Genomic DNA, 13,341 nt, shown 5'->3' with positions numbered 1-13,341 from the left:
CCGGGCTTGTTGTTTTTGATCATTCAGTACGGTGCTTTGCCCCGCAGCTGGGCTTCGGCAGCTTTGGCCAGATCTGGCGGCAGGAAGTCTTTGTCCGGGTTGTAGTCCGACTTCAGGTACTGCTCCAGTGCTTTGAGGTCATCGGGGCTTAGCGTCCCGGCGGCCTGCTTCAGTCGCAGATTGTTGAGGATGTAGTCGTAACGCGCGTTGTTGTAATTGCGCACGGCGCTGTACAGCTGGCGTTGGGCATCCAGTACGTCAACGATGTTACGGGTACCGACCTGATAGCCAATCTCTGTGGCCTCCAGGGCACTCTGGTTGGAGATGATCGACTGCTTACGTGCCTGTACGGTTTCCACGTCAGTGTTGACCGCGCGGTGAAGGTTGCGTGTGTTTTGCACCACCTGACGGCGCAGGCTCTCACGCAACTGCTCGGTTTGATCCAAGCGTTGGTACGACTCGCGCACTTGGCTTGAGGTCAGGCCGCCGCTGTATAACGGGATGTTCAACTGCACGCCGATACTGCTCTGCTCAACATCACCGCTGTAGCGCGGGGCTGTCGCAATACCGGAGTTGGTGAAGCCCATGTTGTCGTTATCGCCTTTGCGGTAGCTGGCAACCGCATCCAGCGTCGGTGCGTGGCCGGATTTACGCTGGCGCAGGGTTTCCTGAGCAGCATCGACAGCATAGTTGCTGGCCAGCAAATTGAGGTTCTGCGCAGCGGCTGTATCGACCCAGGCTTTGGCATCGTTGGGGGTTGGGGCCAGAATTGGCAGGCTGTGGACAATCCCCTCAAGGGCGCTGTAATCGCGGTTGGTCAGGGTGACAAGTGCCTGGAAGGCATCATCAACCTGGCGTTCAGCGATGATGCGGTTAGCGCGGGCGGTGTCGTAACCGGCCTGGGATTCCAATACATCGGTCTTGTCGGACAGACCAACGTCAAAGCGCTCATTGGCCTGATCCAGCTGGCGCTTGAAGGCGGCTTCTTCAGCCTTGGTCGAGGCCAGATTGTCCTGAGCTCGCAGCACGGCGAAGTAAGCTTCGGCACTTTGCAGGATCAGATTCTGTTCGGTCGCAGACAGCTCCAGGGCAGCCTGCTCGTTGACCGCTTCCGCTGCTTGCAGCTGGAACCAGCGGTCAATGCGGAACAGGGGCTGGCTAAGGTTAGCCTGATAGACCACGCCGTTACGGTTGGAGGCCATGGATGGTGAGTCCAGGCTGGTGCGGGTACTACCCAGTTCAGCGCCTGCTGACAAGTTGGGCAACAGCCCGGCGCGAGCCTGCGGGACAACCTCGCTACGTGCTTTGTAGTCAGCGCGGGCCGCGGCCAGATCAGCGTTGTTGGCAGCAGCTTCCTGATAAACGGAAATCAGACTGGCTTTGGTAGACAGCGGGGCCTGTTCAGCCCACGCCAAGCTGCAAGTAGCAGTGGCGACGGCTAGAGCCAGAGAGAGTTTTCGCAACATGGAGCGTGTCCTGAATTGGGCGATAATCGGTAAAGGCTAAGGGGGCCGGGGCCTGAGGGTCAAGGCTCATACGGTTCAGGGTAGTCTAGTTGTCATCAGTTGAGTTTGCTTGGCCTGAGGGCTGTTTTGGAGTGGAGTCCGCAGGGCCGGGGCTGACTCGCCGGTCAGACAAATAGAAAAGGTTATTGGTGTTCTGAGATTGCCTTGATTAGACTGCCCGGGTTCTTGTCGGGGTGCCCTAACTGAGGGGCTGAGATTGGCAGTTGCCGGATCCCGTTGAACCTGATCAGGTTAAAGCCTGCGTAGGGAACAAGATGTACCACCCGTTCCGGGTGTGTGTTCTGGCACCGCTATAGGTGCGTCTTGCGCTGTCCGACTCCTCAGGTTCACTCCGACATTCAGTCACGGAGAGCCTGTCGATGAGCCTGCAACAATCAAAAAATCTGAGCGAAAGCGCCCAGGTAGATCAGCAATCCATTCAACCTTTTCCGCGTTCGCAGAAAGTCTATGTGCAGGGCTCGCGTCCTGATATCCGCGTGCCAATGCGCGAGATTTCTCTGGATGTGACACCCACCGACTTCGGCGGTGAAATCAATGCGCCAGTGCTGGTATACGACACCTCCGGTCCGTATACCGACCCGAATGTCACCATTGATGTGCGCAAAGGCCTGGCTGACGTGCGCAGCGCCTGGATTGAGGACCGAGGCGACACTGAGAAGCTGCCGGGGCTGAGCTCCGAGTTCGGCCAGCGCCGTCTCAATGACGCCGAACTGACCGCTATGCGTTTTGCCCACGTGCGCAACCCGCGCCGCGCCAAGAGCGGGCAGAACGTCACGCAGATGCATTACGCGCGCAAAGGCATCATCACCGCTGAGATGGAATACGTCGCCATCCGCGAGAACATGAAGCTGCAGGAAGCCCGTGAAGCCGGGCTGCTCACCGAGCAGCATGCCGGGCACAGTTTCGGCGCGTCGATCCCGAAAGAAATCACCGCCGAGTTTGTTCGCGATGAAGTGGCCCGTGGTCGCGCCATCATCCCGGCGAACATCAACCACACCGAGCTGGAGCCGATGATCATCGGCCGTAACTTCCTGGTGAAGATCAACGGCAATATCGGCAACAGCGCTTTGGGTTCGTCCATCGAAGAGGAAGTGGCCAAGCTGACCTGGGGTATTCGCTGGGGCTCGGACACGGTAATGGACCTGTCCACCGGCAAGCACATTCACGAAACCCGAGAGTGGATCATCCGTAACTCGCCAGTCCCAATCGGCACCGTACCGATTTATCAGGCCTTGGAAAAAGTTGGCGGCATCGCTGAGGACCTGACTTGGGAGCTGTTTCGCGACACGTTGATCGAGCAGGCCGAGCAGGGCGTGGATTACTTCACCATTCACGCCGGCGTATTGCTGCGCTATGTGCCGCTGACCGCCAAGCGCGTCACCGGCATCGTCAGTCGCGGCGGCTCGATCATGGCCAAGTGGTGCCTGGCGCACCATAAAGAGAACTTCCTCTACACCCATTTCGACGACATCTGCGAAATCATGAAGGCGTATGACGTGTCCTTCTCGTTGGGTGATGGTCTGCGTCCGGGCTCGATTGCCGACGCCAACGATGCTGCGCAGTTCGGTGAGCTGGAGACCTTGGGCGAGCTGACCAAAATCGCCTGGAAACATGACGTGCAGACCATGATCGAAGGCCCTGGGCACGTGCCGATGCAGTTGATCAAAGAGAACATGGACAAGCAGTTGGAATGCTGTGACGAAGCGCCGTTCTACACCCTTGGCCCGTTGACCACGGACATTGCGCCGGGCTACGACCACATCACCTCGGGCATCGGTGCGGCCATGATCGGTTGGTTCGGTTGCGCCATGCTGTGCTACGTCACGCCGAAGGAGCACCTCGGCCTGCCGAATAAGGATGACGTGAAGACCGGCATCATTACCTACAAGATCGCAGCCCACGCCGCTGATCTGGCTAAAGGTCATCCGGGCGCGCAGATCCGCGATAACGCCCTGAGTAAGGCGCGCTTTGAATTCCGTTGGGAAGATCAGTTCAACCTAGGGCTCGACCCGGACACTGCGCGGGCCTTCCATGATGAAACGCTGCCGAAGGATTCAGCCAAGGTGGCGCATTTCTGCTCCATGTGCGGGCCGAAATTCTGCTCGATGAAGATCACTCAGGAAGTGCGTGATTATGCGGCCAGCCAGCGCATCGAGACGGTCGATGTGGATGTGGAAAAGGGCCTGGCCGAGCAGGCTGAACGCTTTAAGCACGAAGGCAGCCAGTTGTATCACAAGGTTTAAACCTGCCTGCCGCGCCCGGATGTATTCCGGGCGCGGTGTTTTAGACCGCTGCCGGTCTGGCGGCTTGCTTAATCAGTTTGAGCGGGAAACTTCTCAGGTTTAAGGATGCCGGTCAGGCGCTTGTACGGAACCAGCAGCTCAATGTGGCCCATCGAATAGGGTGCAATGGCGTAGACGTCGTACTTAACCAGCACACCTGTCTTGAGGAAGGCTACGTTCGGCGACTTCACAAAAGGCCAGTCTTTAACGAACTCCGGGTCGCGGTCCAGGCGTGTATTGATCAGCCAGCTGTTGTGCGCCACTTTCACCGCATTCCAGAACGCCTCTTCCTGGCCGGGCAGCAGCATATCTGCAAGGTGCAGGGCTCTATCCTCAGAAACCGAGTAGTTAATGAAGCCACGGCCCGGCATGCCATGGGCACCGCCAGTATCCAGATAAGTCGCAAACTCGATCACCACCAAGTCGTCATGCTGCTCGCGTACTTTGGCTTGCAGCCAGGTGCTGTTGCGATCCGGGGCGCTACGCAGGTACTCGCTGGTATAGGCAGCAAGCGACGGTGCCAGTTGCTGCTCAGGAGTGAGCCGGGTCATTTCCAGCAGGCGGTGCTCGATCAGCGCATTGAGTTGCGGTTCGCTTGGGAATTCCAGTGTGTCGATATTGACCAACGGGCACTGTTCGCCCTGACAACCCGCTTTAATCTCTTCAGTAGCATGGCGGGTGTATGGAATGTCAGGGCCCTGTGTGCCGCTACTCTGGCAAGCGCCAAGGAGCAGTGAGAGGCTGATCAGATAGGCTGGTTTAACGAGCTGCATGTGCATCCTTGAAAGTGTGAAACGTCAGTCTGAGTTCGACTACCGTAAGGTTTGCGAGTTCTCGGCTAGTGGCTCGGTTGTATAGAGTAGGTGTGGCAGGCTTGGACCACCAACTGTCACATAGGATTATGTGCCTGCATCGGGGCGCGATAGGATGGCCCTTATGCCCAGTTTAATTGCGCCAAGCATCTGTTTTTGAGGAATTTATGACGGCCAACTCCAGCCCCCGCCATGTTGAACTGCTGAGCCGGGAAAACTGTTTTAAAGGGTTTTATCGTGTCGATCGGCTGAATCTGCGCCATGAGCAATTTGCCGGCGGTATGGGACCGGAACTGAATCGTGAGCTGTTTGTGCGCCATGATGCGGTGTGCGTGCTGCCTTACGATCCGGTTAATGATCGCGTTGTACTGATTGAGCAGTTCCGGGTTGGCGCGTTGGACAAGAGCGCAAATCCCTGGTTGCTGGAACTGGTGGCCGGACTGATTGATAAGGACGAAGAGCCGGAAGAGGTGGCGCGCCGCGAGGCGGTGGAAGAAGCCAATTTGACCCTCACCGAGCTGCATCCGATTACCCAGTATTACCCGTCACCCGGTGGCTCCAACGAGCGCGTCTATTTATATGTAGGACGCTGCGATAGCGACGGTGTGGGCGGTGTATATGGTCTGGCAGAAGAGGGCGAGGATATCCGTGTGCACGTCTGGTCAGTGGCCGAAGCGCTGGCGGCGGTTAAAGACGGCCGCATTGACAATGCCGCCAGCATTATCGCCCTGCAGTGGCTGGCGCTGAACCGCGATGAATTGCGGAGCGCATGGTCGTGAGTCTGGTTCGCGAGCGTTACCGGGTCGACCTGATCGAGTTGCAGGCCGCTTGCGAGGCTAATTACGCACGCCTGATGCGCCTGCTGCCAGGCATGCGTGAAACCGTCGAGGTGCGCCGTGTGGCCTTGAGTCAGGGCGATTATGCCTACGGCGTTTTGAGTCTCAAGGTTTTGGAAACCTGCCCGTATACCTCCACCATCGAGGTGTGTCAGGAGTCCCGCTTGGACTGGTTACCAAGCTCACGTATGGAGGTGCGGGTTTATCACGATGCGCGCATGGCTGAGGTCATCAGTGCGCAGAATGCCCGGCGTTTCCGTGGCATCTATCCCTATCCCAATGCAGCTATGCACCACCCGGACGAGAAGACTCAGCTCAACGTGTTTCTGGGAGAGTGGCTGAGCCACTGTCTGAACTGCGGTCACGAGCTCCTGCCGGTGCGCTGAAAACCGCAGAAGCATTCACGCTGAGATGTGCGCGAGTTTGTAAAGAATGTTGTCTGTGGCCGATTTTATGTGAACTGAAACACTCTAAACGTCTTACCGATCACGCAAGCAGCTACCATAATCCGTGCATCCGCTGAAGGAAAAGGCTTGCCCGACGTGTCGACTCAAACCTCTGCTATTGATAATTCAGTTTTGGTTGTTCAGCTGTCTGATAGTCACTTGTTTGCTGATTCGACAGGTCGTCTGATGGGCATGGACACTCAGGACAGTCTGAAACAGGTCGTGGCTCTGGTCCTGAAGGATCAGGAGCAAGTCGATCTGGTACTCGGTACCGGCGATCTCTCCCAAGATGGCAGTGTGGAGTCCTATCAATGCTTCCGCGATCTGTCAGCGCCAATCTCTGCGCCTGCCCGCTGGCTGCCGGGTAACCACGATGAGCTTTCTCCGATGCAGGCGGCTTGTGTCGGTTCCGACTTGTTGCGTGCGGTTACGGATATCGGCAACTGGCGGGTAACGATGCTTGACTCGACCATCCCGGGTGCCGTGCCGGGTTATCTGAGTGATGCCCAGCTGGCGTTGCTCGAGCGGGCCCTTAGCGAGGCACCTGAGCGCCATCACCTGATTTGTCTGCACCATCATCCCGTCTCAATCGGCAGCCAGTGGATGGAGCCGATTGGCCTGCGCAACCCTGACGCGCTGTTCAAGGTGCTGGACCGCTTCACTCAGGTGCGGGCGGTGCTTTGGGGGCACGTTCACCAGGAGTTCGATCAACACCGCCGGTCAGTTCGCTTGCTGGCCTCGCCCTCAACCTGTGTGCAGTTCGCGCCGGGCAGTGAGGATTTTCGGGTGGACACCTGTTCGCCAGGTTATCGCTGGTTACGACTGTTTGATGATGGCCACCTTGAAACGGGTGTGTCGCGCCTCACCGACTTCGCCTTTGAGGTTGATGACAGCATTCAGGGTTATTAGGCCTGAATGCTGAACATGCAAGCGGTTGCAGCCTGTCGCCGCTAGCGGTTAGCCTGCCGTCCATGACAGCATCTATTCTCTATATTCATGGGCTTAACAGCTCTCCCACCTCCCAGAAGGCTTCTCAGCTGAGTCGCGCTATGGCGCACATTGGGCTTGAGGGCCAGCTTCGGGTGCCTGCACTCCATCATCATCCCCGCCAGGCCATTGCGCAGCTGGAGGCGTTGATCGACGAATTGGGCAAGCCCTTGCTGGTCGGGAGTTCCCTTGGCGGCTACTATGCGACCCATCTGGCGCATACGCATGGATTGTCGGCGCTGCTGATCAATCCTGCGGTCCGTCCACATAAGCTGTTTGACGGTTATCTCGGTCAGCAGACCAATCATTACACCGGTGAAATTTGGCAGCTGACCCAAGATCATGTGACTGCGTTGGCAGAACTTGATGTGCCGGCACCGATGGATTCGGCGCGCTACCAAGTGTGGTTGCAGACCGCTGACGAGACACTGGATTACCGACGTGCCGAGGCATTTTACCGGCACTGCGCATTGCGCATCCAAGCCGGAGGCGACCATGGATTTCAGGGGTTTGCCCAGCGCTTACCGATGCTCTTTGCTTTCGCCGGTATCCCGCGCTCGCTATGGCAGGATATCGACTTTTCCGTTTTCAATTGATGAATCAGAGACCCATGGCCCAGCAGAACGCATATAACGCAGACGCCATCGAAGTTCTTTCCGGTCTTGACCCGGTGCGTAAACGCCCGGGCATGTATACCGATACCACCCGCCCCAACCACCTTGCCCAGGAAGTCATCGACAACAGCGTCGACGAAGCCCTGGCCGGGCACGCCAGATCCATTCAGGTGATCCTGCACGAGGACAACTCGCTGGAGGTGATTGATGATGGCCGTGGCATGCCGGTGGACATCCATCCTGAAGAAGGAGTGCCTGGGGTAGAGCTGATCCTGACCAAGCTGCACGCTGGCGGTAAGTTCTCCAACAAGAACTACCAGTTCTCCGGCGGTTTGCATGGTGTGGGTATCTCCGTGGTCAACGCGTTGTCGACCAAGGTGGTGGTCACGGTCAAGCGTGATGGCAATGAGTACCAGATGAGTTTTGCCGATGGTTTTAAGGCGACTGATCTGGAAATCATCGGCACGGTTGGCAAGCGCAATACCGGCACCAGCGTTCATTTCTGGCCGGACGCCAAGTATTTCGACTCGTTCAAATTCTCCGTCAGCCGCCTTAAGCATGTGCTCAAAGCCAAAGCTGTGCTGTGCCCGGGGCTGTCCGTAACCTTCGTGGATAAAGCCAGCGGCGAGCGCATCGAGTGGATGTATGAAGATGGCCTGCGCTCCTATCTGCAGGATGCCGTCAGTGAGTACCTGCGCCTGCCGGATGAGCCGTTCTGCGGCTCCCTCGCGGGTGATAAGGAAGCTGTAGACTGGGCCCTGCTGTGGCTGCCGGAAGGCGGCGAGTCGGTTCAGGAAAGCTACGTTAACCTGATCCCCACCGCGCAAGGCGGCACTCACGTGAATGGTCTGCGTCAGGGCCTGCTGGATGCCATGCGTGAGTTCTGTGAGTTCCGCAACTTGCTGCCGCGTGGCCTGAAGCTGGCCCCGGAAGATGTCTGGGAGCGGATCGCGTTCGTCCTCTCAATGAAAATGCAGGATGCCCAGTTCTCCGGGCAGACCAAAGAGCGTCTGTCGTCCCGTGAGGCAGCGGCATTTGTCTCCGGCGTGGTCAAAGATGCCTTTAGCCTGTGGCTCAACGCCAACCCCGAAACCGGCCTGGCCCTGGCTGAGCTAGCCATCAGCAACGCTGGTCGCCGTCTGAAGGCCGGGAAGAAAGTTGAGCGCAAAAAAATTACTCAGGGCCCGGCGCTGCCCGGCAAGCTGGCCGACTGTGCGGGGCAGGAGCCGATGCGCTGCGAACTGTTCCTGGTGGAGGGTGATTCTGCGGGCGGTTCGGCCAAACAGGCACGGGATAAAGAATTTCAGGCGATCCTGCCGCTGCGCGGGAAGATTCTGAACACGTGGGAAGTCGATGGCGGTGAAGTCCTTGCCAGCCAGGAAGTACACAACATCGCTGTGGCGGTTGGGCTTGATCCGGGATCCAGTGATCTGAGCCAGCTGCGTTACGGCAAAGTTTGCATTCTGGCGGATGCTGACTCGGATGGTCTGCACATCGCTACCTTGCTCTGCGCGTTGTTTGTGCAGCATTTCCGCCCGCTGGTGGACGCCGGGCACGTCTATGTGGCAATGCCGCCGCTGTACCGAATTGACTGCGGCAAAGATATTTTCTACGCCCTCGACGAGGCTGAACGCGACGGCATTCTTGATCGTCTGCAGGCTGAAAAACGTCGCGGCAAACCGCAGGTCACGCGCTTTAAAGGGCTGGGTGAGATGAACCCGCCGCAGCTGCGTGAAACCACCATGGACCCGAATACGCGCCGCTTGGTGCAGTTGACGCTGGATGATTTCGACGGCACCCGCGAGATCATGGACATGCTGCTGGCGAAGAAGCGTGCGGGCGACCGCAAGTCGTGGCTGGAATCAAAAGGTAATCTGGCTGAGGTAATGCTCTGATGCACAAATTGACTGCAGTCTGCGCGCTGGTTTTTGCGCAGAGTCTGTTTGCTGCACCTGATGAGCCCGAGAGTCTGGCACCTGTTGAAAGCCTGAAACTGCTGGAGGAGCGCCCGGTGGACGGGATGACAGGTGGCAACCTGTCTGGTCTTGCCTGGTGTAATGGTGCGTTGTGGGGTGTGTCTGACCGCGATGACCAGCAGTTATATCGTTTTCAGGATCAAGATGGCGTCTGGCAAGCCGAAGCTGAGCCGTTTGTGGCACCACCCGCACCGGATGCCGGATTGCCGTGGGGTATGCGTACCAGTGCCAAGTTGGCGGGGTTTGCCCGTGGCGGTGAGCTGGATTTTGAAGGGGTGACTTGCGATACCGCAGGCAACCGCTATCTGGTCAGCGAGTCGACCCTGAGCGTGTTGCACTTTCCGCCTGAGGGTGAGCCCCAATGGCTGGACCTGCCTGCCGAACTGATACGTCAGGCCCGTGCCAGCGGCATGCTGCTGCAATTCAACTCTTTGTTTGAGGGGCTTGCGGTCGATCCGGCTGGCGGTCGCCTATACCTGGCCGCAGAGCGCAAGCGGCGTGGCGTGCTGGTGCTGTTCAAGCAAAACAACGCCTGGCGCTGTGTGGAAAGCTGCGTGCTGTTCAGTGAGGGCGGCAGCGTGCTGGGCCCACTGGAGCTGGGTACGGATCAGATGAAGCCAAGGGATTTCTCCGATCTGGCCTTTTTCGACAACAAGCTGTTCACCCTCGAACGTCAGACCTACCAGATTTGCCGCCGCGATCTGGAGAAAGGCCAGGTTGAGCGCTGTTGGTCATTTGCAGATGAGGGCCTGACTGAGCCGCGCCGCTACTCACCTGAGCACGGCATGGCAGAGGCGCTCTGGGTGGATGAGACGGGCGCCTGGATCGGCATCGATAACGGCAGCTATACCCGTGCTGATGGTGAAACTCGGCCGATCATCTGGCGTTTTGCTGCGCCTGAAGGCGGTTGGAGTAGCGTGCCTTGAGCGCACAGGCACCGGGGACACGGGCTGGCCGGGTGATGCTGGTGCTGGCCTGGGGGGCTGCGTTGCTACTGGCCACGCGTTTTTTTGCGGACTGGGAAGAAAACCGCCGCAACCCTAATGCCAACCCGGACTCTGTGCAGCGTGACGGCTATGTGGAGGTGCTGCTTAATAGCGGTGCCCAGGGCCATTATCTGGCAGGCGGGAAGATTAATGGCGAGGCCGTAACATTCCTGTTGGATACCGGCGCGACTCAGGTGGCAGTCCCGGTTCAAGTGGCCGAGCGTCTTGGCCTGGAGCCAGGTGCGCAGATCATGATTAACACCGCGAATGGGCGTGCAGTTGCCCATCGCACCCGTCTTCAGCGGTTACAGCTGGGGGCGATTGTTCTGCAGGATGTACCGGCGTTGATAGCGCCGGGCATGCAGAGTGATGACGTTTTACTGGGGATGAGCGCCCTGAAACAGCTCGAATTTACCCAGCGCGACGGCAAGTTGCTGTTGCGCCAGTCGATTACGCAACATTCCACTTTGCAATGAGGCCCGCATGAGCGAAACCCTCGATTTGAGCCTGGACGGCGTTGAGCGCCGCTCCTTAGCTGAGTTTACTGAGCAGGCTTATCTCAACTATTCCATGTACGTAATCATGGACCGTGCCCTGCCGCATATCGGCGACGGCCTCAAGCCTGTGCAACGACGCATTGTCTACGCCATGAGCGAGCTGGGCCTGGATGCCGATTCCAAGCATAAGAAGTCGGCCCGTACGGTCGGTGACGTGTTAGGTAAGTTCCACCCGCATGGCGACTCTGCCTGCTACGAAGCCATGGTGTTGATGGCCCAGCCTTTCAGTTACCGCTACACCTTAGTGGATGGTCAAGGTAACTGGGGTGCACCGGATGATCCCAAATCCTTCGCGGCCATGCGTTACACCGAGGCGCGTCTGTCACGTTATTCCGAAGTGCTTCTCACCGAATTGGGCCAGGGTACTGTCGACTGGGTGCCGAACTTCGACGGTACCCTGAATGAGCCTGCAACCCTGCCGGCGCGTCTGCCCAACCTGCTGCTCAACGGCACCACCGGTATCGCCGTGGGCATGGCCACCGATGTACCGCCGCACAACCTGCGAGAGGTCGCCTCCGCCTGTGTGCGCCTGCTGGATCAGCCGAATGCCACGGTTGAAGAACTCTGTGAGCACATTCTCGGGCCGGACTTTCCCACCGAAGCGGAAGTGATTACGCCTAAGGCGGATCTGCTGAAAGTCTATGAAACCGGCCGCGGCTCCGTGCGCATGCGGGCGGTGTACCGTGTTGAAGATGGCGACATCGTGGTGACCGCGCTGCCGCATCAGGTCTCCGGGGCCAAGGTGCTGGAGCAGATTGCTGCACAGATGCAGGCTAAGAAGTTGCCGATGGTGGCTGACCTGCGTGATGAATCCGATCACGAAAATCCTTGCCGCATCGTCATCATCCCGCGCTCCAACCGCGTCGATGCCGATGAGCTGATGCAGCACCTGTTTGCCACAACCGATCTGGAATCCAGCTATCGGGTTAACACCAACGTGATTGGCTTGGACGGCAAACCGCAGGTGAAAAACCTGCGCGAGATGCTGACCGAGTGGCTGGTGTACCGGGTTAACACGGTGCGCCGCCGCCTGCAGTTCCGTCTGGATAAGGTCGAGAAGCGCCTGCACCTGTTGGAGGGCTTGCTCACCGCGTTTCTTAATCTGGATGAAGTTATCCACATCATCCGTACTGAAGATCAGCCCAAGCCGGTGCTGATCGAGCGCTTCCAACTCAGCGAGATCCAGGCTGACTACATTCTCGATACCCGTTTGCGTCAGTTGGCGCGACTGGAAGAGATGAAAATCCGAGGCGAGCAGGACGAACTGCTGAAAGAGCAGAAGAAGCTGCTGGCTCTGCTGGGCAGTGAGGCCAAGCTTAAGAAGCTGGTGCGCCAGGAAATTCTCGAAGATGCCGAGAAGTACGGCGATGACCGTCGCTCGCCGATTGTGGCCCGTGCCGAAGCACGCGCCCTGAGCGAAACGGAGCTGATGCCGACTGAGCCTGTCACTGTGGTGCTGTCCGAGAAGGGCTGGGTGCGTTGTGCCAAAGGCCACGATGTCGATGCGACTGGTTTGTCTTACAAAGCCGGCGATGGTTTCAAAGCGGCCGCACCGGGGCGCTCAAACCAGTTTGCAGTGTTTATCGACTCCACTGGCCGCAGCTATTCACTGACAGCGCATTCGCTGCCTTCTGCGCGCGGGCAGGGCGAGCCTCTGACCGGCCGTCTGACGCCGCCACCAGGCGCTACGTTTGAGTGCGTGCTGATGCCTGATGACAGCGCGCTCTATGTGATCGCCTCTGACGCCGGCTACGGCTTTGTGGTCAAGGGTGAAGACTTGCAGGCTAAGAACAAGGCCGGCAAGACATTGCTGACTCTGCCGACAGGCGCTCAGGTCATCGCACCTAAGCCGCTGAGCAACCGTGAGGAAGATTGGCTGGCGGCGGTGACGACAGAGGGTCGCCTCTTGTTGTTCCCGGTCCGCGATCTGCCGCAGTTGGGTAAAGGCAAGGGCAACAAAATCATCGGAATTCCGGGGGAACGTGTCGCTTCCCGAGAGGAATATCTGACCGATCTGGCAGTTTTGCCTGTCGGTGCAACGCTGGTTTTGCAGGCCGGAAAGCGCACTTTGTCGCTTAAACCAGATGACCTGGAACATTACAAGGGTGAGCGTGGTCGTCGCGGCAACAAGCTACCACGGGGCTTCCAGCGGGTTGATGGGCTTTTGGTCGAGTCTCAAAGCTGATAATTGAGACGCTCGCACGGTATGTATGCACTGGTGTCTCAGGCCGGTTTCAAGGATGATACGCGCCCTCAGGAGGGCGCGTAGCTCCCTGCAAGGATGAGCATGTGAATCGGTGGTCTGCCGGCGGGATTGAA

11 protein-coding genes and 1 riboswitch are annotated in these 13,341 nt (G+C 58.3%); of the genes, 9 read left to right on the top strand and 2 right to left on the bottom strand.

Annotation, left to right across the window (positions count from 1 at the left end; genetic code table 11):
* Window positions 1–23: 23 nt before the first annotated feature.
* Window positions 24–1,466 (bottom strand): TolC family outer membrane protein, encoded by a 1,443-nt coding sequence (locus tag AO726_RS19205; RefSeq protein ID WP_058069719.1) that lies wholly within the window; start codon window positions 1,464–1,466, stop codon window positions 24–26.
* A gap of 219 nt (window positions 1,467–1,685) precedes the next feature.
* Window positions 1,686–1,792, top strand: a riboswitch (TPP riboswitch).
* Window positions 1,793–1,885: 93 nt separating this feature from the next.
* Here AO726_RS19205 and thiC point away from each other — a divergent pair.
* Entirely contained in the window at window positions 1,886–3,769 is a 1,884-nt protein-coding gene (gene thiC / locus AO726_RS19200; RefSeq protein WP_058069718.1) for a phosphomethylpyrimidine synthase ThiC, read from the top strand.
* Window positions 3,770–3,837: 68 nt separating this feature from the next.
* Here the strand turns inward: thiC and AO726_RS19195 are convergent, their stop codons facing one another.
* Window positions 3,838–4,581, bottom strand: coding sequence for an RsiV family protein (locus tag AO726_RS19195; protein WP_058069717.1), 744 nt, complete (start codon window positions 4,579–4,581; stop codon window positions 3,838–3,840).
* Window positions 4,582–4,787: 206 nt separating this feature from the next.
* On the opposite strand from AO726_RS19195, the gene AO726_RS19190 reads away from it, so the two are divergent.
* The 8 genes from AO726_RS19190 to parC all read left to right on the top strand — a co-directional run bounded on the left by AO726_RS19190 (window position 4,788) and on the right by parC (window position 13,207).
* The gene (locus AO726_RS19190) at window positions 4,788–5,399 is read left to right on the top strand and encodes an NUDIX domain-containing protein (RefSeq protein ID WP_058069716.1); all 612 of its coding nucleotides are present in this window, start codon (window positions 4,788–4,790) and stop codon (window positions 5,397–5,399) included.
* On the top strand, window positions 5,390–5,842 hold the full coding sequence (locus tag AO726_RS19185; protein ID WP_058069715.1) for a DUF1249 domain-containing protein: 453 nt from the start codon (window positions 5,390–5,392) through the stop codon (window positions 5,840–5,842). Before AO726_RS19190 ends, AO726_RS19185 begins: the two co-directional genes overlap by 10 nt.
* 147 nt (window positions 5,843–5,989) lie before the next feature.
* The gene (gene cpdA, locus AO726_RS19180) at window positions 5,990–6,811 is read left to right on the top strand and encodes a 3',5'-cyclic-AMP phosphodiesterase (RefSeq protein WP_058069714.1); all 822 of its coding nucleotides are present in this window, start codon (window positions 5,990–5,992) and stop codon (window positions 6,809–6,811) included.
* 62 nt (window positions 6,812–6,873) lie between these two features.
* Complete coding sequence (locus tag AO726_RS19175; RefSeq protein WP_058069713.1) at window positions 6,874–7,485, top strand: YqiA/YcfP family alpha/beta fold hydrolase; 612 nt, start codon at window positions 6,874–6,876, stop codon at window positions 7,483–7,485.
* Between the two features lie 14 nt (window positions 7,486–7,499).
* The gene (parE, locus tag AO726_RS19170; RefSeq protein WP_058069712.1) at window positions 7,500–9,398 is read left to right on the top strand and encodes a DNA topoisomerase IV subunit B; all 1,899 of its coding nucleotides are present in this window, start codon (window positions 7,500–7,502) and stop codon (window positions 9,396–9,398) included.
* Window positions 9,398–10,405, top strand: a complete 1,008-nt coding sequence (locus tag AO726_RS19165; protein WP_058069711.1) for an esterase-like activity of phytase family protein — start codon at window positions 9,398–9,400, stop codon at window positions 10,403–10,405. Before parE ends, AO726_RS19165 begins: the two co-directional genes overlap by 1 nt.
* Entirely contained in the window at window positions 10,402–10,941 is a 540-nt protein-coding gene (locus AO726_RS19160) for a retropepsin-like aspartic protease family protein (RefSeq protein WP_058069710.1), read from the top strand. The genes AO726_RS19165 and AO726_RS19160 overlap by 4 nt, the downstream gene beginning before the upstream one ends.
* A gap of 7 nt (window positions 10,942–10,948) precedes the next feature.
* The gene (gene parC, locus AO726_RS19155) at window positions 10,949–13,207 is read left to right on the top strand and encodes a DNA topoisomerase IV subunit A (RefSeq protein WP_058069709.1); all 2,259 of its coding nucleotides are present in this window, start codon (window positions 10,949–10,951) and stop codon (window positions 13,205–13,207) included.
* The last annotated feature ends 134 nt before the right edge of the window (window positions 13,208–13,341 follow it).

Origin of the sequence: Pseudomonas sp. TTU2014-080ASC, assembly GCF_001446935.1 — a bacterium.
In the GTDB taxonomy this organism is placed as follows: Bacteria; Pseudomonadota; Gammaproteobacteria; order Pseudomonadales; family Pseudomonadaceae; genus Aquipseudomonas.
The sequence above is the reverse complement of the archived record's forward strand: the minus strand, read 5'-3'. Positions and strand labels throughout refer to the sequence as shown.